This is a genomic window from Roseicella aerolata, assembly GCF_020523605.1.
Taxonomy (GTDB): Bacteria; Pseudomonadota; Alphaproteobacteria; order Acetobacterales; family Acetobacteraceae; genus Paracraurococcus; species Paracraurococcus aerolatus.
In genome coordinates this window covers 37,251-57,857 of record NZ_JAJAQI010000021.1, presented here as the reverse complement: position 1 = coordinate 57,857, position 20,607 = coordinate 37,251, and the positions used below count along the sequence as shown (strand labels likewise).

At 73.3% G+C, this 20,607-nt stretch carries 17 protein-coding genes; all 17 read right to left on the bottom strand.

What is annotated here, in order from left to right:
* Positions 1–58: 58 nt before the first annotated feature.
* Complete coding sequence (gene lpxC, locus LHA35_RS14835; protein ID WP_226609142.1) at positions 59–1,033, bottom strand: UDP-3-O-acyl-N-acetylglucosamine deacetylase; 975 nt, start codon at positions 1,031–1,033, stop codon at positions 59–61.
* Positions 1,034–1,256: 223 nt separating this feature from the next.
* Positions 1,257–2,810, bottom strand: a complete 1,554-nt coding sequence (ftsZ, locus tag LHA35_RS14830; RefSeq protein WP_226609139.1) for a cell division protein FtsZ — start codon at positions 2,808–2,810, stop codon at positions 1,257–1,259.
* A gap of 116 nt (positions 2,811–2,926) precedes the next feature.
* Positions 2,927–4,222: a cell division protein FtsA gene (gene ftsA, locus LHA35_RS14825; RefSeq protein WP_226609137.1), complete on the bottom strand. Its 1,296-nt coding sequence runs from the start codon at positions 4,220–4,222 to the stop codon at positions 2,927–2,929.
* The gene (locus tag LHA35_RS14820) at positions 4,219–5,127 is read right to left on the bottom strand and encodes a cell division protein FtsQ/DivIB (protein ID WP_226609135.1); all 909 of its coding nucleotides are present in this window, start codon (positions 5,125–5,127) and stop codon (positions 4,219–4,221) included. Before LHA35_RS14820 ends, ftsA begins: the two co-directional genes overlap by 4 nt.
* A complete protein-coding gene (locus LHA35_RS14815; protein WP_226609132.1) occupies positions 5,117–6,037 on the bottom strand; it encodes a D-alanine--D-alanine ligase in 921 nt (306 codons plus the stop codon). Before LHA35_RS14815 ends, LHA35_RS14820 begins: the two co-directional genes overlap by 11 nt.
* Entirely contained in the window at positions 6,034–6,975 is a 942-nt protein-coding gene (gene murB / locus LHA35_RS14810; RefSeq protein WP_226609128.1) for a UDP-N-acetylmuramate dehydrogenase, read from the bottom strand. Before murB ends, LHA35_RS14815 begins: the two co-directional genes overlap by 4 nt.
* 8 nt (positions 6,976–6,983) lie before the next feature.
* Complete coding sequence (gene murC / locus LHA35_RS14805; protein ID WP_226609126.1) at positions 6,984–8,420, bottom strand: UDP-N-acetylmuramate--L-alanine ligase; 1,437 nt, start codon at positions 8,418–8,420, stop codon at positions 6,984–6,986.
* Entirely contained in the window at positions 8,421–9,548 is a 1,128-nt protein-coding gene (locus LHA35_RS14800) for a UDP-N-acetylglucosamine--N-acetylmuramyl-(pentapeptide) pyrophosphoryl-undecaprenol N-acetylglucosamine transferase (RefSeq protein ID WP_226609123.1), read from the bottom strand.
* Entirely contained in the window at positions 9,545–10,732 is a 1,188-nt protein-coding gene (locus LHA35_RS14795) for an FtsW/RodA/SpoVE family cell cycle protein (RefSeq protein WP_408902326.1), read from the bottom strand. Before LHA35_RS14795 ends, LHA35_RS14800 begins: the two co-directional genes overlap by 4 nt.
* Complete coding sequence (murD, locus tag LHA35_RS14790; RefSeq protein WP_226609117.1) at positions 10,729–12,108, bottom strand: UDP-N-acetylmuramoyl-L-alanine--D-glutamate ligase; 1,380 nt, start codon at positions 12,106–12,108, stop codon at positions 10,729–10,731. Before murD ends, LHA35_RS14795 begins: the two co-directional genes overlap by 4 nt.
* On the bottom strand, positions 12,105–13,193 hold the full coding sequence (gene mraY / locus LHA35_RS14785) for a phospho-N-acetylmuramoyl-pentapeptide-transferase (RefSeq protein ID WP_226609115.1): 1,089 nt from the start codon (positions 13,191–13,193) through the stop codon (positions 12,105–12,107). The genes murD and mraY overlap by 4 nt, the downstream gene beginning before the upstream one ends.
* A complete protein-coding gene (locus LHA35_RS14780) occupies positions 13,190–14,566 on the bottom strand; it encodes a UDP-N-acetylmuramoyl-tripeptide--D-alanyl-D-alanine ligase (protein WP_226609113.1) in 1,377 nt (458 codons plus the stop codon). Before LHA35_RS14780 ends, mraY begins: the two co-directional genes overlap by 4 nt.
* Positions 14,563–16,026, bottom strand: coding sequence for a UDP-N-acetylmuramoyl-L-alanyl-D-glutamate--2,6-diaminopimelate ligase (locus tag LHA35_RS14775; RefSeq protein WP_226609110.1), 1,464 nt, complete (start codon positions 16,024–16,026; stop codon positions 14,563–14,565). Before LHA35_RS14775 ends, LHA35_RS14780 begins: the two co-directional genes overlap by 4 nt.
* Positions 16,013–18,163: a peptidoglycan D,D-transpeptidase FtsI family protein gene (locus LHA35_RS14770; RefSeq protein ID WP_226609108.1), complete on the bottom strand. Its 2,151-nt coding sequence runs from the start codon at positions 18,161–18,163 to the stop codon at positions 16,013–16,015. Before LHA35_RS14770 ends, LHA35_RS14775 begins: the two co-directional genes overlap by 14 nt.
* On the bottom strand, positions 18,160–19,173 hold the full coding sequence (gene ftsL, locus LHA35_RS14765) for a cell division protein FtsL (RefSeq protein WP_226609106.1): 1,014 nt from the start codon (positions 19,171–19,173) through the stop codon (positions 18,160–18,162). Before ftsL ends, LHA35_RS14770 begins: the two co-directional genes overlap by 4 nt.
* On the bottom strand, positions 19,170–20,129 hold the full coding sequence (gene rsmH / locus LHA35_RS14760) for a 16S rRNA (cytosine(1402)-N(4))-methyltransferase RsmH (RefSeq protein WP_226609104.1): 960 nt from the start codon (positions 20,127–20,129) through the stop codon (positions 19,170–19,172). The genes ftsL and rsmH overlap by 4 nt, the downstream gene beginning before the upstream one ends.
* Positions 20,126–20,563, bottom strand: a complete 438-nt coding sequence (locus LHA35_RS14755) for a division/cell wall cluster transcriptional repressor MraZ (protein WP_226609100.1) — start codon at positions 20,561–20,563, stop codon at positions 20,126–20,128. The genes rsmH and LHA35_RS14755 overlap by 4 nt, the downstream gene beginning before the upstream one ends.
* Between the last annotated feature and the right edge of the window lie 44 nt (positions 20,564–20,607).

The window sequence follows — 20,607 nt, the reverse complement described above, 5'->3', positions numbered from 1 at the left end:
CTCTATAGCACGCCGCTGCGCCGGTCCACAGGACCGGCGCGCGCCCCGGCGGGATGGGTCAGGCGACGGCAGCGGCGGCGGCAGCGGCCACCGGCACGCGCCCGCCGCCCTCGACCGAGGCGCCGGCCGGCAGGGCGCGCCAGTTGGCGTGGTCCGCGAAGAGCGCCCGGAGCAGCCTGTTGTTCAGCGCATGGCCGGAGCGGTGGCCGCTGAAGCGGCCGCGAATCGGCGCGCCCGCCAGCGCCAGGTCGCCCACCACATCCAGCATCTTGTGCCGCACGAACTCATCCGGCCGGCGCAGCCCGCCCGGATTGAGCACCGCCGGCCCGTCCACCACCACGGCATTCGCCAGGCTGCCGCCGAGCGCGAGGCCGGCGGCGCGAAGCCGCGCCACATCCTCCGCCAGGGTGAAGGTCCGCGCATCGGCGAGTCCGGCGCGGAAGACCTGCGGGGAGAGCCGCAGCGAGAGGGACTGCCGGCCGATGGCGGTGTTCGGGAAGTCGATGGTCAGCGCGGCCTCGAACCGGTCGCCGCCGGTGGGCGAGAGCACCGCCCAGGCGGCGTTCGGGCCCTCGCCCTCCTGCACCCGGACCGGGCGCAGCACCTCAATCGCCTCCGCCTTGCCGCTGCCGAATCCGCCATGGGCGGTGAGGCCGACGCAGTCGATCAGGAAGACGAAGGGAGCGGCGGAGCCGTCCAGGATCGGCACTTCCGGCCCGTCGAGCTCGATCACGGCATCGTCCACGCCGCAGCCGGCCAGCGCGGCCATGACATGCTCGACCGTGCCGATGCGGTGCTGCGGCGCCTCGGGCGAGGCCAGTACGGTGCAGAGGCGGGTATCGACCACATGGTCGAAGATCGCCGGAATCTCCAGCCCGATATCGGTGCGGTGGAAGCGGATGCCGGTGCCGGCGGCAGCGGGGCGCAGGGTGAGCGCCACGCGACGGCCGCTGTGCAGGCCGATGCCGACGCAGCCGATGGCGGCCTTCAGCGTCCGGCGGCGACCTGTCTCAAGCGCGATGTAACCGTCCATGCCTGCCTCTGCGAACCCTGGATCCATGCCTTCCGGCAGGACTCCCAGCGCATAAGTGGCACTGTATTTGCGCTGCGGCGAATAAAGCCTTGTTTCCTCATATTACGCTGCAAGGCCTTGAATTTGCCTCTTTTTGGCGCTGCAAAATGTGGCCGGACCGTGGCGCGAAAAAAGCCGCCGCGGTTGCCCGCGGCGGCTGCCATGACCGGGATGCCGGCCGGGCTCAGTTCGACTGGCGGCGCAGGAAGGTCGGGATGTCGAGGCCCATGTCATCCTGCTGCGGGGCGCGCGTCGCCGGGCGGCCGGCCGGTGCCTCGGGCACCAGCTGCTGGGCGACCGGCGCCGGGGCCGGCTCCGGCAGGGTCCGCCGCATCAGCCCGCCGCCCGTGACATTGCGGAACAGGTTGCGGAAGGCGCCGCCGGTCGAGGCCGGCGCCGAAGGGGCGGGCCGCGCCTCGGCCGGGCCGACCACAGGCGCCGGGCGCCGGGCCGGCTCCGAACTAGGGGAGGGGGCCGGGGTCATCACCACCGGGGCGGCGACGACCTGCGGCTCATCGACCGGCACCGGCACCGGCACCGGGCCGACCACCTGCGGGACCGGCTCGGTGACCGGCATCGGGCCGGCATTCACGGCGGGGCGGAGGAAGGAGCCGGGGATGTTCACCGCGCGGCGCTGCGCCTGGGTGGGGCCGGGCTGGCTGGCCGGCGCCTGGGCGACGGCCGGACGGCCCGTGGCACCGGCGGTGCGGCCGCCGGGGACCACGGTCAGCCCCTCCGGCTTCGCCCCGGCGACGGGCTGCGGCACCACCGCATCGATGCCGGTGGCGACGACGGAGACGCGCAGCCTTCCGTTCAGGTCCTCCTCGACCGAGGAGCCGAAGATGATGTTGGCGTCCTCGTCCACTTCCTTGCGGATGCGGTTCGCGGCCTCGTCGACCTCGAACAGGGTCATGTCGTAGCCGCCGGTGATGTTGATCAGCACGCCGCGGGCGCCGCGCAGGGAGGCGTCGTCGAGCAGCGGGTTGCTGATCGCCTTCTCGGCCGCCTTCACTGCGCGGTCGTCGCCCTCGGCCTCGCCGGTGCCCATCATTGCCTTGCCCATCTCCGCCATGACGGTGCGGATATCGGCGAAGTCGAGATTCACCAGGCCCGGCTTGATCATCAGGTCGGTCACGCCGCGCACGCCGTCGTACAGCACGGCATCGGCCATCTTGAAGGCCTCGGCGAAGGTCGTGCGCTCATTCGCCATCCTGAACAGGTTCTGGTTCGGGATGACGATCAGCGTGTCGACATGCTGCTGCAGCTCCTCGATGCCCATATCGGCGCCGCGCTTGCGCTTCGGTCCCTCGAAGTCGAAGGGCTTGGTCACCACGCCGACCGTCAGCACGCCCCGCTCGCGCGCCATCCGGGCGATCACCGGCGCCGCGCCGGTGCCGGTGCCGCCGCCCATGCCGGCGGTGACGAAGACCATGTGGCAGCCATCGAGGTGCTTCGCCAGCTCCTCGGTCGCTTCCTCCGCCGCGGCGCGGCCGATCTCCGGCTTCGCACCGGCGCCGAGCCCCTGCGTCAGGTGCGGGCCGAGCTGCACGCGGCGCTCCGCCTTGCTGTGCATGAGCGACTGCGCATCGGTGTTCGCCACCACGAACTCCACGCCCTCCAGGCCCATGGCGATCATGTTGTTGACCGCATTGGTACCGCCGCCGCCGACCCCGATGACGGTGATGCGCGGGCTGAAATCGGTGTGCTGGGCGACGGGCAGGGTGAGGTTGAGCGTCATGCGGGCATCTCCTCAGGCGTTCCTAGCGGCGTGAAGCGATTCGTGTCCTGGTAACGAAACCGTGAGTCGAATTTCATCCACAGGAATTTCCGGCGGGGTGTGTCCTGACTCCATCATCAGGCGCGATCCCGGAGCCAATTGACGATGCGGCGGAACAGGCCCGGCGGGCGGTCGAGGCCGGGCAACAGGTCGATCAGCGGCCGGCCTTCGCCGGCGCACCAGGTGAGCAGGCCGAGCGGCGCGGCGAAGGCGGGGCCCTGCGCCGTCTCCGGCAGGCCGCGCACCGGATGCGGCCGGCCGCTGCGCACCTGGCGGTCCAGCACGCGGGCCGCGAGTTCCCGCGCCCCGACCAGCTGGCTGGCGCCGCCGGTCAGCACCACGCGGCGGCCCATCTCCTGGCTGAGGCCGGCCGCGTCGAGCCGGTCCTTGATCAGCTCGAAGGTCTCTTCCAGCCGGGGCCGGATGATGCCGACCACCATGGCGCGTGGGATGCGGGCGATCTGGTCGTCCTCCTCCCCCACCAGCGGCACGGGCAGCCATTCCTTCTCGTCCTCCGGCGCGCCGAGCACGCCGCCATGCAGCGTCTTCAGCCGTTCGGCATGCGCGACCGGCGTCGAGAGCAGCCGCGCCAGGTCGTTCGTCACATGCCAGCCGCCGACCGGGAGCTGCGCGGTGTGCAGCAGGTGGCCCTCGGCGAAGACGGCGAAGGAGGTGGTGCCACCGCCCATGTCGATGACCGTGGCGCCGAGCTGCTTCTCATCCTCCACCAGCGTGGCAAGGCCGGCGGCGAAGGGGGCGGAGACCAGTTCCTGCACCTCGAGGTCGCAGCGCAGCAGGCAGGCGCCGAGGTTGCGCAGCGCGGCCTGGGCCGCATCCACCAGGTGCAGCCGCGCGATGAGCTGGTCGCAGATCATCCCGCGCGGATCATTGGCGCCCGGCGTCGCATCCACGGTGAAGCCGAGCGGAAAGGCATGCACCGTCTCCCGCCCGTCCTCCGCGCTGCGCCGGCGCCCTTCATGCAGGATGGCGCGCAGATCGGCCTCGGTCACCGCGCGGCCGTTGATCGGCCACTGGATGTTCTGGTGGCGCGATTCGGGCTGGCCGCAGGAGAGATTGACCACCACGCTCTTCAGCTGGGTGTCGGCCATGTCCTCGGCCTGGCCGACCGCGGCGCGGATGGCGCGCTCGGCCTCCTCCAGGTCGATGATGCTGCCGCCCTTGATGCCGCGCGCCCGCTGCCAGCCGAAGCCGAGGGCGCGCGGCTCGCCGTCATTCTCGATGCGGGCGATGATGCAGACGATCTTGGTGGTGCCGATGTCGAGCACGCCGAAGGTGCCAGGCTTGGCGCCGCGGCGGCGGCGGCTCGGCGCCGGCGGATCGATGGCGGGCGGCAGGCGGGCGAGCTGGTTCATCCGCGTCCGCTCCTTCCGCGCTGGGTGGCGGGCGCCTGCTGCTCGGCCGGCTGCTGCCCGGGCGGCAGGCGCAGCACCAGCTTGTCCGGCAGGCGGAGGTCGATCGCCACCAGCGGCCGGTCGAGCAGCCCCTGGACCTTCTGCAACTCCGCGAGCCGGGTGATCGCCGCCGGCTCCTGCCCTTCCGGCAGCAGTACATCGGCGCCGTTGCGCAGCCTGAGGTTCCACCGCCGCTCGGAGACGCGCACCAGGGCGTGCACGCGCTCCTGCACCTCCGGCGCGCCGCGCAGCGCATCCACCATGGGCGCCGCGGCGCGGTCGGCGCCGGGTCCGACGACCAGCGGCAGGCGGCCGAAGGCGCCGACATTCTCGGTCGCGACCACCTTGCCCTCCCGGTCGATGACCGAGAATTTCCCCTCGCGCTGCCAGATGGCGAAGGGCTGGCGTTCCTGCAGCCGGACGCGGATGCTGCCGGGCAGGTGACGCTCGACATGCGCGCGCTCCACCCAGGCAATCAGCTCCAGCCGCTCCTTCGCCTCATGCGGGTCGAAGGCGAGCATGGGGTCGCCGCGGCGCACCGCCAACGCCTCCCGCACCAGCTCGGGCGGGGTGTTGTGGATGCCCTCCAGCGTGACTTCCTTCACCTGCAGCCCGCCGCTCGCGGCGATTTCCGCCGCGCCGTCCCAGAGGGCGGCGAGGCGACCATAGGGGTCGGCCGCCATCACCGCGAGGCCGGCCGCGACGAGGGCACCGGCGCCGAGCAGGCCGAGGCCGGCCGGGCGCAGCAGGTTGCGCCGGCGGCGCAGCCAGAGCCGCAGCGAGGAGGGCCGCTGCGGCACGCTGCTGACCGCGGCGCGGCTGCGGCCGCCGCCATCGCGCCGGGTGCGGGCCGGGCTAGGGGCCATGGCGGGCCTGCTCCACCATCCAGGCGCAGAGCGCGGGGAAGGGGATGCCGACATGCGCGGCCTGTTCCGGCACCAGCGAGGTCGCGGTCATGCCGGGCTGGGTGTTGACCTCGAGCAGATAGAGGCGGCCGGGTTCGCCGGCCGTGTCGTCATAGCGGAAATCGGCGCGGGAGACGCCGCGGCAGCCGAGGGCGCGATGCGCCGCGACCGCGGCCGCCATCGCCGCGGCGGTCGCTCGCGGGTCGATCTGCGCCGGGATCACGTGGCGGCTGCCGCCATCGGCGTATTTCGCCTCATAGTCATAGAACTGGAGATGCGTGGCGATCTCGGTCACCGCCAGGGCACGGTCGCCCATCACGGCCACGGTCAGCTCGCGGCCAGGAATGAAGGGTTCCACCATGACATGGGGGCCGAAGTGCCATTCGCGGGCGATCGTCGCGCGCCGGTTGTCGCCCTCCCGCAGGATGGTCACGCCGACCGAGGAGCCCTCATTCGGCGGCTTCACCACGAAGGGGCGCGGCATGGGATCGGCCGCCTCCAGCTCCTCCGGCGTGACCAGCCTGTGCTCCGCCAGCGGCAGGCCGGCGGCGGCGAGCACCGCCTTGGCGGCCGGCTTGTCCATGGCGATGGCGGAGGCGCGGACGCCCGAGCCGGTATAGGGAAGCTGCAGCCAGTCCAGCACGCCCTGGATGCAGCCATCCTCGCCGAACCGGCCATGCAGGGTGTTGAAGACGACATCCGGTTTCGCCACGGTGAGGGCGGCGATGGTGGCGGCGAGGTCGGCGCCGACCTCGATCGGCGTCACCTCGAAGCCCGCCTCGCGCAGCGCGGCGATGCACTGCGTGCCGGAGGAGAGGCTGACCTCCCGCTCCGCCGAGATGCCGCCATAGAGGACCGCGACGCGGGTCATTCTTCCGCTCCGATGACCGAAGGGCCGGAGGCCTGCATCGGGGCGCCCGGCTCCGTCACGCCGATGCGCCTGATTTCCCATTCGAGCGCCACGCCCGACTGCGCCAGCACGCGCGCGCGCACCTCCTCGCCCAGGCCCTCCAGCTCGGCGGCGGTCGCGCCGCCGGTGTTGAGCAGGAAGTTGCAGTGCTTCTCCGAGACCTGCGCGGCGCCGCGCGCGAGGCCACGGCAGCCGGCGGCGTCGATCAGCGCCCAGGCCCGGGCGCCCGGCGGGTTCTTGAAGGTGGAGCCGCCGGTGCGGGCGCGCACGGGCTGCGTCGCCTCGCGCGTCGCCTTGATCTCCTCCATGCGGGCGGCGATCTGCGCGGCATCGCCCGGCCGCGCATGGAAGCGCGCGCGGGTGATGACGGCGCGGGGCGGCAGCGTGGCGTGGCGGTAGGCGAAGGCGAAATCGGCGGCGGGCAGCCGGCGGATGCCCTCCGCGGTCGCCACCTCCGCCCAGTCCAGCACGTCCTTCACCTCGGCCCCATAGGCGCCGGCATTCATCGCGACCGCGCCGCCGATGCTGCCCGGGATGCCGGAGAGGAACTCCAGGCCCGCGAGCCCCGCCGCCGCGGCATGCTGCGCGACGGTCATGTCCAGCGCCGCGGCGCCGGCGACGACGCCGTCCGCCTCGGCCATCACCTGGCCGAAGGCGCCGCCGAGGCGCAGCGCCACGCCCGGCAGGCCGCCATCGCGGATGATGAGGTTGGAGGCGGCGCCGAGCACCGCCAGCGGCATGCCGGCCGGCAGGCCCGCCAGCAGCGCCACCAGATCCTGCTCGTCCGCCGGCCGCACCAGCCACTCCGCCGGCCCGCCGACGCGGAACCAGGTGAAGGGCGCAAGCGGTGCCCCGGCCTGCACGCGGCCGCGGATGGCAGGAATCGCCCGATCGCTCATCCGCGTGCTCATGCGCGCCTCGCGGCGGCGAGGCGGCCGCCCGGCTGCAGCGCGATCAGCTGTTCCGGCAGCGCATGCGCCCAGTTGGTGATGCTGCCGGCGCCGAGGCAGACCACATAGTCGCCCGGCTTGGCGATGGCGTTCACCATCTCGGCCAGCGAATCGGGGCCCGGCAGCGGCACCACGCTGCGATGGCCGCGGGCGCGCAGGCCCTCCACCAGCGAATCCTTGTCCATGCCCTCGATGGGCGCCTCACCCGCGGCATAGACATCGGCGACGATCACCGTGCCGGCATCGTTCATGCAGGTGCAGAAATCCTCGAACAGCGTCGCCAGGCGGGAATAGCGGTGCGGCTGCACCACCGCGATCACGTCCCGCGCGCCGGCCTGGCGCGCCGCCTTCAGCACCGCCGCGATCTCGACGGGGTGGTGGCCGTAATCGTCGATCACCTGGATGCCGCCGGCCTCGCCCACGCGGGTGAAGCGCCGCTTCACGCCCTTGAAGCCCGCCAGCGCGCTGCGGATGGTCTCCTCGTCGATGTCCATCTCGACACCAACGGCGATGGCGGCCAGGGCGTTCTGCACATTGTGCTGGCCGAGCATGGGCAGGCGCATCGGCTTCATCGTGCGCACGCGGCCCGTCGCGCGGTCCTGTACCGAAACGGTGAAGGTCGCGCCCATGCGGTCGGTCAGCAGCTTCTCCGCCCGCACATCGGCCTGCGGCGAGAAGCCGTAGGTCACGATGCGGCGGTCGAGCTTCGGAATCATCGCCTGCACCTCGGGGTGGTCGAGGCAGAGAACCGCGAAACCATAGAACGGAATATTGCTGACGAACTGGGCGTAGCCCTCTTTCATCGCCTCCGCCGTGCCCCAGTGGTCCAGGTGCTCGGCATCCATGTTGGTGACAACCGTCACGACGGAGGGCAGGCGGAGGAAGGAGCCGTCGCTCTCATCCGCCTCCACCACCATCCACTCGCCCTCGCCGAGGCGGGTGTTGGTGCCATAGGCGTTGACGATGCCGCCATTGATGACGGTGGGGTCGATCTTGGCGGCTTCCAGCACGCAGGCGACAAGGCTGGTGGTGGTGGTCTTGCCATGGGTGCCGCCGACCGCGATGGACCATTTCAGACGCATCAGCTCGGCCAGCATCTCGGCCCGGCGCACCACCGGGATGAGGCGCGCGCGCGCCGCCTGGACCTCGGGGTTGTCCTTCTTCACCGCGGTCGAGACGACGACGACCTGCGCCGCGCCCAGATTCTCCGCGTCATGCCCGACCGCGACCGGGATGCCGGCCTCGCGCAGGCGGGCGACATTGTAGCCCTCGGCGATGTCGCTGCCCTGCACCTGGTAGCCGAGGTTGTGCAGGACCTCCGCGATGCCGGACATGCCGATGCCGCCGATGCCGACGAAATGGATGGGGCCGATGGTGAGGGGCAGGGCGCGCATTCAGGGGGAATCCTGCCGGGCCTTGGCCCGTACGAGGGAGAGGACGAGATCGGCGAGCCGCCGCGCCGCCTCCGGCTGGGCGAGCTTCGCGGCGGACGCGGCGGCACGGGCGAGGCCACGGGGGTCGCCCAGCAGCATCGCCAGTTGGGCGGAGAGCGCGGCCGGGGTCAGCGCCGCCTGCGGCATGACCATGGCGGCGCCCGCCTCGGCCAGCGCCCGGGCATTGGCGGCCTGGTGGTCATCGATGGCGTGCGGCAGCGGCACCAGGATGGAGGGCCGCCCGGCGCAGGCGAGTTCCGCGACCGTTCCGGCGCCCGCGCGCGCCACCACCAGATGCGCGCCGGCCAGCCGCCCGGCGACATCGGGGAAGAAGGCGGAGAGCTCGGCCGGCACGCCGGCGGCCGCATAGGCCTCCCGCACCCGGTTCAGGTCCTCCGGCCGGCATTGCTGGGCGACCAGCAGCCGGGCGCGCAGCGCCTCCGGCAGGGCGGCGACCGCCTCCGGCACGATATCGGCGAAGATCCGGGCGCCGAGCGAGCCGCCGAGCACCAGCAGGCGCAGCGCGCCATCGGTGCCCGGATAGCCGCCGCCGGCGAGCGCCGCGAGGGCGGGGCGGACCGGATTGCCCACCACCTCGATGCGCGCGCCCTTCGGCACGCCGGCGGTCGCGGCATGGGAGAGGGCGAGCAGGTCGGCGCGCGGCGCGATCAGCCGATTGGCGCGGCCGAGGACCGCGTTCTGCTCGTGCAGCACGGTGGCGGGGCGCGCGCCGAACATGGTCAGCGCGGCGAGCAGGGGCGGGACGCTCGGATAGCCGCCGAAGCCGACCACGGCGGCGGCGTGCAGCCGCTGCAGCAGCCCGCGCGCCTGCAGCGTGCCGGCGGCGAGCGCCATGGCGCCCTTGGCCGCCCGCAGCGCGCCGCGGCCCGAAAGGCCCGATCCCCTGAGCACGAAGCGCTCGGCATTGGCGAAGGCCGGGCTGTCGAAGGCGGAGGAGCGCGCATCGGTCATCAGCGCGATGCGCTCGCCCCGCGCCAGCAGTTCGGCGGCCAGCGCCTCGGCGGGGAAGATGTGCCCGCCCGTGCCGCCCGCGGCGATGACGATGGGATCCACGGCGGGGCCTCTCATTCCCGCCCCTCCAGCCGTGGCCCGCGCTTGCGGGTCAGCGCCAGCAGCATCCCCATGCCGAGCGCGATCGCCAGCACCGAGGAGCCGCCATAGGAGACGAAGGGCAGGGTCATGCCCTTGGTCGGGATCAGGTGCAGGGTGGAGGCCATGTTGACGAAGGCCTGCAGCCCGAATTGCGCCAGCAGGCCGGTCGCGGCCAGCACGACGAACATGTCGCTCTCGGCCATCAGCCGCCACAGCCCGCGGACCACGACGAAGCCGAAGAGCAGCAGGATGACGGCGCAGACGATGAAGCCGAACTCCTCCCCCGCCACGGCGAAGACGAAGTCGGCATGCGCGTCCGGGATCATGTTCTTGACGCGCCCCTCGCCTGGGCCGCGGCCGAACAGCCCGCCATGGCCGAAGGCTTCCATGGACTTGGTGATCTGGAAGGTGTCGCCCGCCGCGGGGTCGAGGAAGCGGTCCACCCGGCTGCGGACGTGGGGGAGGATGAAATAGGCGCTGATCGCCAGCGCCACGCCGCCCGCGGCGCAGACGCCCACCAGCACCAGGTTCAGCCCGGCGACGAAGAACTGCGCCAGGAAGACCGAGACCACCACCATCAGCATGCCGAAATCCGGCTGGGACTTCAGCACCACCGTGACCACCGCCAGCAGCAGCAGGGCCAGCGCCGGCCAGAGCGTGCGGCCATGCAGGATGCCCCAGTCCCGCGGCTTGCCGGCCGCCAGCCGGGCCGCGGCCGCATCCTTGCCCAGCGCCAGCAGCCAGGCCGTGACCACGGCCAGGCAGGGCTTCAGGAACTCGGAAGGCTGCATGGTCCCGAGCAGGGGGATGTTCAGCCAGCGCCGCGCGCCCTTGGTCTCGAAGCCGATCACCAGCGTCGCCGCCGTCAGCGCCAGGGCGCCGAGGCAGCCCAGCAGGGCGAAGCGCCGCACGCCCCTCGGCGAGAGCATCGAGACGATGACCATCAGCGAGGCGGCGAGGCCGAGGAAGACCACTTGCTTCGCCAGCAGCAGGCTGCGCGCCGCGCTGCCGATGACGCGCTCGGCGACCGCCGGGGAGGCGGCGAGCATCATCACGTAGCCGAAGCCGATCAGCGCCAGCAGCGCGGCCAGCGTCCAGCGGTCGATGGTCCACCACCAGCGGCCCAGGACGGAATTGTCGGCGCGGCTGATGGCCATCAGGCGGCCCTCCCTGCGGTGGGGGCGGCGAGCGCGGCGACGAGCTGGCGGAAGCGGTCGCCCCGCTGGTCGTAGCCGGTGAACTGGTCCCAGGAGGCGCAGGCCGGCGAGAGCAGCACCACCGGCGCCGCGCCGGCGAAGGCGGCCGCCGCGGCTGCCGGCAGGGCGGCCTCCAGCGTCCCCGCCATGTCGCAGGGCACGCCATGGGCGGAGAGCGTCTCGGCCAGGATCGGTGCGTCGCGGCCGATCAGCACGGCGCGGGCGATGCGGGGGAAGAAGGGGGCGAGGCTCTCGATCCCGCCCTCCTTCGCCGTGCCGCCGGCGATCCAGACCACGCGGTCGTAGCTCGCCAGCGCGCGGGCGGCGCTGTCGGCATTGGTCGCCTTGCTGTCGTTGACGAAGCGGACGCCCCGGATCTCGCCCACGCGCTCCTGCCGGTGCGGCAGGCCGGGATAGCTGCGCAGCGCCTCCGCGACCGTGGCGCGCGAGAGGCCGAGATCGAGCGCGACGGCGGCGGCGGCGGCGGCGTTCTGCGCATTGTGGCAGCCGGGCAGCGCCGGCGCTTCCCGCAGATCGAGCAGCGCGCCATCCCCGTCGCGCAGCAGGCTCCCCTCGGCCCAGATCCCGCCGGGCTGCGCGGCCTCGCCGGAAATCGGCACGAGTCGCCCCGTCACGGCGCTGCGCATCGCGCGGCTTTCCGCATCATCCATGCCGAGCACGGCAAGGTCGGAGGGCTGCTGGCCGGCGAAGATCCGCCGCTTCGCCGCGGCATAGCCGGCCATGGTGCCATGCCGGTCGAGATGGTCCGCTGACAGGTTCAGCATGACGGCACCATTGAAGCGAATCGAATCGAGGCGCTCTAAACTATAAGACGACATTTCCAAGGTGTATACGGCATTCCCTCCCAACATCTTGAGGGAAAGTGCCGCCGGCCCAAGATTGCCGCCAACCTCGGAGGCGACCTTCCCCTGCGTCAGCATGTGGTGCAGCAGCGCCGTGGTGGTGGACTTGCCGTTGGTCCCGGTGATGCCGAGGAAGCGCGCGGAGGAACCCGCCGCCCGCACCGCGCGGTAGAGATACTCGACATCGCAGAGGATCGGCCGGCCCGCGGCGCGCGCCGCCACCGCCGCAGGATGCGGTTGCGGCAGCAGATGCGGGATGCCGGGGGAGAGCAGCAGCGCATCCCAGCGGAAGGCGCCCTCCGCTGGATTGGCGATCGCGAGTCCGGCCGCCTCGGCCGCCGCGCGGCCTTCCGGCCTGTCATCCCAGCAGGTGACCTCGGCGTCCCATTCGGCCAGCCGCTGCGCGGCGGGCAGGCCCGCCTTGCCGAGGCCGACCAGGGCGATGCGTTCGCCGGTGAAAGGCTTGAATGCGCTCATCGAATCTTCAGTGTGGAGAGCCCGACGAGCGCCAGGACCATCGCGATGATCCAGAACCGGATCACGATGGTCGGCTCCGCCCAGCCCTTCTTCTCGAAATGGTGGTGCAGCGGCGCCATGAGGAACACACGGCGCCCGGTCCGCTTGTACCAGAAGACCTGGATGATGACGCTGACAGTTTCGACGACGAAGAGGCCGCCGACGATCGCCAGCACGATCTCATGCTTTGTCGCCACGGCCACTGCGCCGAGCGCGCCGCCGAGGGCGAGCGAACCGGTGTCGCCCATGAAGACCGCGGCCGGGGGCGCGTTGAACCAGAGGAAGCCGAGGCCGGCGCCGATCAGGGCCGAGCAGAAGACCGCAAGCTCGTTCGCCCCCGGCACCGCATGCAGTTGCAGGTAATCCGCCAGCACGCGGTTGCCGACGAGATAGGCGATGAGCGCGAAGACGCCCGCCGCGATCATCGCCGGAACGATGGCCAGGCCGTCCAGCCCGTCCGTGAGGTTCACGGCGTTGGAGGCGCCCATCATCACCAGCGTCCCGAAGAGCGGGAACAGCAGGCCGAGCGGGACCAGCACCTCCTTGAAGAGCGGGATGGCGAGGCCGCCGGCGATGGCCGGCGGGTGCAGCCACCAGATCCAGGCGGCACCGATGAGGCCGACGCCGCCCTGCACCAGCAGCTTCATCCGGCCGGAGACGCCCTTGGTGTTGCGCTTGGTCACCTTCAGCCAGTCATCGGCGAAGCCGAGCAGGCCATAGGTTACGGTCACCACCAGCACCGCCCAGACCAGGCCGCTGCGCAGATCGGCCCAGAGCAGGGTCGCCAGGACCAGCGCCAGCAGGATCAGCACGCCGCCCATGGTGGGCGTGCCCTTCTTGGTGACGAGGTGGCTTTGCGGCCCGTCCTCGCGGATCGGCTGGCCGCCGCGCTGGAAGCCGCGCAGCCAGTGGATGACGGCAGGCCCGAGGACGAGGGAGAAGACCAGCGCGGTCAGGCAGGCCGCGCCGGCGCGGAAGGTGGTGTAACGCACCAGGTTGAAGAGGGCGAATTCCTCTGCATAGGGTGCTAGGAAATTGAAGATCACGAAATCGACTCCGTCAGCGCCCGAACCACCAGCGCCATACGGCTGCCCAGCGCGCCCTTGACCAGCACCACGTCGCCCGGACGCAGCGCATCCTTCACCAGCGGCGCGAGCGCGGCGCTGTCCGCCGCATGCGCGCCGCGCTTTTCCGCTGGCAGCAGCGCGTGGAGCCGCGCCATCTCCGGCCCGCAGCAGAAGACGAGGTCCGCCTTCGCCGCTTCGGGCGCCAGGCCCGCATGCAGCGCGGCGGAGAACTCGCCCAGTTCGCGCATATCGCCCAGCACCGCGATGCGGCGCGCTCCGGGCCGCAGCGCGAGGGTTTGCAGCGCCGCCCGCATGGCCGGCGGGGCGGCGTTGTAGCTCTCATCGATCAGCAGGGCGGTGCCGCCCGCGACCGCGATCTCCCGCGGGGCGCCGCGGCCGGCCCCCGGCGCATAGGCCGCGAGCGCCGGCGCGGCGCGGGCGGCATCTAGTCCGAGCGCCTCGACCAGTGCCAATGCGCAGCAGGCATTGGCGGCATGATGCAGGCCCATGGCCGGCATGGTGATATCCACCTTGCGGCCCAGCACCGAGAGAACCGCCCGGGTCCTGCCATCGCGCAGGATGCCGGCCTCGAGCAGCCGCACCTCGGCGGCCGGGTCGTGGCCGAAGCCGATGATCCGGCCGGCCCCGGCCGATTCCGCAATGGCGACGAGGCGCGGGAAGAACTCCGAATCGCGCGGCAGCACGGCGATGCCGCCCGGCACGAGGCCGCCGGCGATGCTGCCCTTCTCCTCCGCCACCGCCTCCAGGCTGCCCATATGGCCGATATGCGCCTCGCCGATCGTGGTGACGGCGACGGCATGCGGCCGGGCGAGGCGGGCGAGCGGCAGGATCTCGCCCGGATTGTTCATGCCGATCTCGATGACGGCGAAGGCCGAGTCGGCGGGCATGCGCGCGAGGGTCAGCGGCACGCCCCAGTGGTTGTTGTAGGAGGCGACGGCGGCATGCGTCGGGCCGAGCGCGCCGAGCAGCAGCCGCAGCATCTCCTTGGTGCCGGTCTTGCCGACGCTGCCGGTGACCGCGGCGATCCTGCCGGCGCAGCGCGCGCGGCCGGCGGCGCCGAGGGCGCGCAGCCCCTCAAGCGTGTCCGCCACGCGCAGCAGCGGCGCCTCCGCGGCGACGCCCGGCGGGTTCCGGTCCACCATGGCGGCGGCGGCGCCCTTCGCCAGCGCCTCCGCGACGAAGTCATGGCCGTCGCGCGCATCGCGCAGCGCGACGAAGAGGTCGCCCGGCGCGAGGCTGCGCGTGTCGATCGAGACGCCGGTGACGGCGGCCTCTCCGGGGAGAGTGCCGCCGGTGGCGGCGCGCAGGGAATCGGCGGTCCAGAGGGTCATGCCGCGCCCCCTACCAGTTCCCGCACCACCGCCGCATCATCGAAGGGCGTGGTCACGCCCCGGATGGTCTGGCCGCTCTCATGCCCCTTGCCGGCCACCGCCAGCACGTCGCCGGGGCCGAGCGCGGCGAGCGCCGCGGCGATGGCGGCGCGCCGCTCCCCGGCATCGATCCCGCCCGGACAGCCCGCGAGCACCGCGGCGCGGATCGCCGCCGGGTCCTCGGAGCGCGGGTTGTCGTCGGTCACCCAGGCGCGGTCGGCATGCGCGGCGCAGGCCGCGCCCATCAGCGGGCGCTTGCCCGGGTCGCGGTCGCCGCCGGCGCCGAAGACCACATGCAGCGACGCGCCGGGCCCGACATGCGGGCGCAGCGCGGCCAGCAGCCGCTCGAGCGCGTCGGGGGTATGGGCATAGTCCACATAGACCGCCGCGCCGTTCGGCAGCCGCGCCGCCAGTTCCATCCGGCCGCGCACGCCGGCGAGGCGCGGCAGCAGGGCGAGGGCGCGCGCCGCCGGCATCCCCGCGGCGATGGCGAGCGCGCAGGCCATCAGCGCATTGTCCGCCTGGAAGCGGCCGGGCAGGGGGAGGCGCAGCGCATGGCGGGCCCCGAAGGCTTGCAGTTCCAGCTCCTGGCCGTCCGGCAGCGGGCGCTGGGCCAGCAGCCGCAACTCGCCGCCCGCCTCGCCCACCGTCAGCAGCCTGAGGCCGCGCCGCCCGGCGATGGCGCGGAGGGCGGCGAGAGTCTCCGCCTCCATATCGGCATTCGCCACGGCGGCGGCATCCCGCGGCAGCAGCGCCTCGAACAGCCGCAGCTTGGCGGCGCGATAGGCCGCCATGCTGCCATGGTAGTCCAGATGGTCGCGCGTCAGGTTGGTGAAGCCGGCGGCGGCGAGCCGCACGCCGTCCAGCCGGCGCTGCTCGATGCCGTGCGAGGAGGCTTCCATCGCGGCATGGCCGAAGCCGGCGCGGGCCAGCGCGCCGAGCTGGGCCTGCAGCGCGACCGGGTCCGGCGTGGTCAGGGACGGCCCGGGTGGAAAGCCCTCGGCGATCAGGCCGAGCGTGCCGAGCGAGGCGGCCTTGGCCCCGTCCAGCGTCCAGAGCTGGCGGAGGAAATCGACCGTGCTGGTCTTGCCGTTGGTGCCGGTGACGGCGACCACCGTCGCGGGCTGCGCCCCTTCCAGCGCCGCCGCCAGCAGGGCCAGCGCCCGGCGCGGATCGGCGGCGGTGACCAGCGGGCGGGTGGGAACGCCGTCAGGCCAGGTGGTGCCCTCCGGCGCCAGCACCGCGGCAGCGCCCTGCGCCACCGCCTGGCCGATGAAGGCACGGCCATCGGCGCGCGCACCCGGCAGGGCGGCGAACAGGAAGCCGGGCCGCACCGCCCGGCTGTCCGCGGTCAGCCCCGCGATCGCCGGCCCATCGGCCGGCGGCAGCCCGGCATGGCGGAGGAGTTCATCGAGGTGCAAGGCCGGCCTCGTCCATCGCGGCCGGGACAGCGGCGAGCCGGACCGGGACGGGCGCCGTGACGGGGGCGTCCGTCCGGCGGATTGCCGGGGGCTGCAGCCCGGCCGGCGGCACCGGCACGGGCTGGAGCGGGGAGGCGGGCGCGTTCGCCGCCGGGGTATTGGCGCGGGGCGCGGCGGGCGGCGCGCCCGGGGTGGCGACGGGCGGCCGGGCCGCCGCGGGCGGCCGGCCGGGCTGCATCGGGATGGCGATGGTCTGCTGGATCTGCGGCGCGCGCTCGGTCTCCGGCACCATGCCGAGGATGGGCGCGACGCGCGCGATGACCGCGCCGGCCGCCGGCGCCGCCACCCAGCCCGCCGTGGCATAGCCATGGCTGCGGGCGTTCGGCTTCGGCTCGTCCACCATGACGTAGATGGCGTAGCGCGGCGCATTCATCGGGAAGGCGCCGACGAAGGCGGCGATGCGCTTGTTCTCCAGATAGCCGCCGCGCGGCCCGGTCTTCTGCGCCGTGCCGGTCTTGCCGCCGACGAAGTAGCCCGGCACCTCGGCGCCCTTGCCCGAGCCGTCGGTGACGACCAGGCGCATCAGCCGGCGCATGGTGTCCGAGGTCTTCTCGGAGATCACCCGGGTGCCCTCGCGCTCCGTGCCCTGGGGCTGCGCCACCAGCGTCGGCTGGCGCAGGATGCCGCCATTGGCCAGCGTCGCCACGCCATTCGCCACATGTAGCGGGGTGACGGAAATGCCGTGCCCGAAGCCGATGGTCATGGTGCTGATGTCGCGCCAGTCCTTCGGGCCGGGCGCCAGCGGCCGGGCGGTCTCCGGCAGTTCCACCTGCAGCCGGTTCAGCATGCCCATCCGGGCCATGAACTCGCGGTGCCGCTGCGGCCCCACCGTCATCGCCATATGGGCGGTGCCGATATTGGAGGAATAGGCCATGATCTCGGGCACCGCGAGCCAGCGGTTCTTGCCCTTGAAGTCGTCGATCTGGAAGCGCCCGTAGCGGATGGGGCGGGAGGCGTCGAAGCCGCTCCAGACATTCACCGTGCCGAGGTCGAGCGCCATGGCCGCGGTCAGCAGCTTGAAGGTCGAGCCCGGCTCGTACACGCCGACCGTCGCGCGGTTGAAGCGCGGGTCCTGGTCCTGCTTCGGGGCCTGCGCCGCGGGGGCGGGGGCGCGGGCGGCCACCATGCGGACCGCGGTATCGCCCGTCGGTGCCTCGGCGCGCTTCTGCAGCCCGCCGGGGTCGGAGGCGTCGTAATCCGGCAGGCTGACCATGGCCAGCACCTCGGCGGTGTGGACATCCATGATCACGCCCGCGCCGCCGATGCCGTTGAAGTCGGCGATCGCCTTCTCCACCGCCTCCCGCAGGGCGACCTGCACGCGGACATCGACCGAGAGGCGCAACGGCGCGCGATCGGTCCGCAGACGCTCGTCGAAGGACTTCTCGACGCCGGCAATGCCGTGGCCGTCCACATCGACCTGGCCGAGGATATGCGCGGCCGACCGGCCCTGCGGGTAGAAGCGCCGCTCGGCGGGGCGGAAATGGAAGCCCGGGATGCCGAGGTCGTTGATCGCCTGCTGCTGCCGCGGCGGCAGGTTGCGGGCGATATAGGCGAATTGCACCGGCCGGTCGCTGTCCCCCACCGTGCGCTGGCTGATGCGGGCGATCAGCCGCTCCCGGTCCAGGTTGGGCAGCACGCGCAGCAGGCGGTCCGCCGCCGCGACTGGATCGTTGATCTCCTGCGGGTTGGCGTAGAGCTCCGTCACCTGCAGGGAGACCGCCAGCACCTCCCCGTTGCGGTCGGTGACCGGGGCGCGGCTCACGGTCGGCTCGCCGGTCGGCACCCGCGCGGCGGGGCGCAGCTTCGGCTGCATCGGGTCGATCAGGGTGGCGAGCGACAGCTTCAGCCCGACCGCGCCGAACAGCACGGCGAAGCCGGCGGCGGCGATCAGCAGCCGGCCGCGCGTGACCTCCAGCTGCCCGCGGCGCGCCAGCTCCGGCGCGCTGACACGCACCAGCGCGCCCGCGCCGGGACGGGTGGGTGTGGCGGTCCCGCCACCCGGCAGGGCGCGCCCGGCGGGCGGCGCGTGCGGGGAGGGCGGTGGGCGCAGGTCATCAAGCCCGGAGGCCTGGCTCATCGCATCCCCGCTCCGCTGAGGGTCGAGGCATTGGCGCTGCCGAAGGGCACCGGCGGCGGCAGCAGCGACCGGCCGCCGAGGGCGGAGCCGAGCGAGACGGCCGGTGCATCGGTGACGCGCGGTGCCGCCGGCGCCGCGGTGGCGAGCTGGGTGACGGCCGGGCGGACCACCGGGGCGGAGGGCGGCGGCGCGACCTGGGTGGCGGCCGGCCGCACCGACGGGGCGACCTGCGCGACGGCCGGCCTGACCGGCGCGGCGATCGGCGGCAGGGAGGCGACGTCCGGCGCCTGGCGCGGAGCAGGGCGGGGCGCCGGGGCGACCGGCCGCGGCGGCGCGGCGATGCGGGCGATCTCGACCGGGGCGGGCCGGCTCTCCGGCACGCGGGCAGGCAGTTCGAGCTGGCGCGGCGCCTCGGCCGGGCGGGCGACGACCACGGGCGGCGCGGCGGGGCGGGGCGAGGCGACCTCCGGCGCCGGGCGCGCTGCGGCGCCCTCGGGCGCGGACGGCGCCTCGGAGCGCGGCGGCGCGGCGGGCAGGGCGAGGACGACCGGCTGGGCGGCGGGCGCCGGGGCGGCCACGGGCGGCGTCGCCACCGGCGGCGCGGCGGGGCGGGCCAGTTGCACCGGCTCCGGCACGCGCGGCAGCAGGGCGAGCTGCACCGGGCCCTCCGGCACGGCCGGGGCGCGCTCGGCGAAGAGCGCGGTCGGGCCGTCATAGGCGGCGACCGCGGGCAGCCGCCGCTCCGCCTCGTTCAGCCGGATGAACTGCGCGGGCTGCATGGGCTCGAGCTGCAGGTGGCGCTGCGCCACGCCGCGCAGCCGCTCCGGCTCGTTCAGCCAGGCCCATTCCGCCTGCAGCGCCTGGGTGCGGTCATTCGCCTCGTCGATCGCCCGGGCGATGCCGCGCAGCTCGCGGTCGAGCAGCGCGACCTCGTGCTTGGTCTGATAGAGATGCAGCCCGGCGAGCGCCGCGGCGGTGAAGGTCAGCAGGCTGATCGGGCGGAGGATCATGCGGCGTCCCGGGAAACGAGGCGTTCGATGGCACGCAGCCTCGCGGAGCGGGCGCGCGGGTTGGCGTCGGTCTCGGCATCGCCGGGGCGCAGCGCCTTCGGCGTGAGGAGGCGGAAGGCGGCGGGCGCGGCCCGGCCGGCGAGCACTGCGGGATCGTGGCGCGAGGCGCCGGCACTGCGGCCCGCGGCCTGCACCATGAAGCGTTTCACGATCCGGTCCTCCAGCGAATGGAAGGCGACAACGACGAGTCGGCCGCCCGGTGCGAGCAGCCGCGCCGCCGCCTCGAGCCCGCGCTCCACCTCGCCCAGCTCGTCATTCACCGCGAGTCGCAGCGCCTGGAAGCTGCGTGTCGCGCGGTCGATGCCGGAGGGGTCGCGCGGCGTCACGGCGCGGATGATCTCGGCGAGGCGGCCGGTGGTCTCGATCGGCGCTTCCCGCCGCGCCGCGACGATCGCGCGCGCGATGCGCCGCGCGTGCCGTTCCTCGCCCAGCGTGAAGAGGATGTCGGCCATTTCCGAATCGCCCAGCGTGTTCACCAGGTCGGCCGCCGACCTGCCAGATTTCTCCATGCGCATGTCAAGCGGTCCGTCGGCCCGGAAGGAGAAGCCCCGCTCGGCCTCGTCGAGCTGGTAGGAGGAGACGCCGAGATCGAGCACGACGCCGTCGAGCGCCGTGACGCCGCGCGCCGCCAGCAGCGACGACATCTCGCCGAAACGGCCTTCCAGTAAATGAAGCCGTCCGGCGAATCGGGCGGCGAGCGCGGCGCCGCGGACGATGGCATCCGGATCGCGGTCGATGGCGTAGAGCGTGCAGTTGGCGGCCGCGAGGATGGCGCCGGCATAGCCGCCACCCCCGAAGGTGCCGTCGCAATAGGTCGCGCCATCACGCGGCGCGAGGCTCGCCAGCACCTCGGCCAGCATGACCGGGACATGGCCCTGCGGCGCGGCGTCGCTCATACGTCGCCCCCCTCGTCCTCGGCGGCGAGGCGCGCCTCCTCCTCCGCGAGCTTCGCGGCCGACCAGATCTGGAAGAAGGCGCCGAGGCCGGAGAACTGGATCTCGCCGTCGAGCCCGGCCTTCTCCGCCAGTTCCTTCGGCATGACGATCCGTCCCTCGGCATCCGGGCGCAGCGTGTGGATGCGCGAGACCAGCTTGCGCATGACGTTCTGGTATTCGGCGGAGAGCGGGCTCAGCCCCTCCACCCGGCGCTGGACCTCGGCCATGTAGGCAGGCTCGGGCCAGACCTCGATGCAGGGTGCGTGGCGGGAAGGGCGCAGGACGATCTCCTCGGCGCCGGTGCGGGCCAGGATGGCGCGGAAATTCGCCGGGACCGAGATCCGGCCCTTCTTCGCGTCGAATGTCCCGCCAAAGGTGCCCGCAAAGCCGGACATCGCCCACTGACCGCCCCCCCGGGCCAACGGCGCCCCGCCGGATC

Coding starts and splice junctions, on each gene's coding strand:
- lpxC (WP_226609142.1), bottom strand. CDS start 1,033: ATGGACGGTTACATCGCGCTTGAGACAGGTCGCCGCCGGACGCTGAAG.
- ftsZ (WP_226609139.1), bottom strand. CDS start 2,810: ATGACGCTCAACCTCACCCTGCCCGTCGCCCAGCACACCGATTTCAGC.
- ftsA (WP_226609137.1), bottom strand. CDS start 4,222: ATGAACCAGCTCGCCCGCCTGCCGCCCGCCATCGATCCGCCGGCGCCG.
- LHA35_RS14820 (WP_226609135.1), bottom strand. CDS start 5,127: ATGGCCCCTAGCCCGGCCCGCACCCGGCGCGATGGCGGCGGCCGCAGC.
- LHA35_RS14815 (WP_226609132.1), bottom strand. CDS start 6,037: ATGACCCGCGTCGCGGTCCTCTATGGCGGCATCTCGGCGGAGCGGGAG.
- murB (WP_226609128.1), bottom strand. CDS start 6,975: ATGAGCGATCGGGCGATTCCTGCCATCCGCGGCCGCGTGCAGGCCGGG.
- murC (WP_226609126.1), bottom strand. CDS start 8,420: ATGCGCGCCCTGCCCCTCACCATCGGCCCCATCCATTTCGTCGGCATC.
- LHA35_RS14800 (WP_226609123.1), bottom strand. CDS start 9,548: ATGAGAGGCCCCGCCGTGGATCCCATCGTCATCGCCGCGGGCGGCACG.
- murD (WP_226609117.1), bottom strand. CDS start 12,108: ATGAGCGCATTCAAGCCTTTCACCGGCGAACGCATCGCCCTGGTCGGC.
- LHA35_RS14780 (WP_226609113.1), bottom strand. CDS start 14,566: ATGACCCTCTGGACCGCCGATTCCCTGCGCGCCGCCACCGGCGGCACT.
- LHA35_RS14770 (WP_226609108.1), bottom strand. CDS start 18,163: ATGAGCCAGGCCTCCGGGCTTGATGACCTGCGCCCACCGCCCTCCCCG.
- ftsL (WP_226609106.1), bottom strand. CDS start 19,173: ATGATCCTCCGCCCGATCAGCCTGCTGACCTTCACCGCCGCGGCGCTC.
- rsmH (WP_226609104.1), bottom strand. CDS start 20,129: ATGAGCGACGCCGCGCCGCAGGGCCATGTCCCGGTCATGCTGGCCGAG.
- LHA35_RS14755 (WP_226609100.1), bottom strand. CDS start 20,563: ATGTCCGGCTTTGCGGGCACCTTTGGCGGGACATTCGACGCGAAGAAG.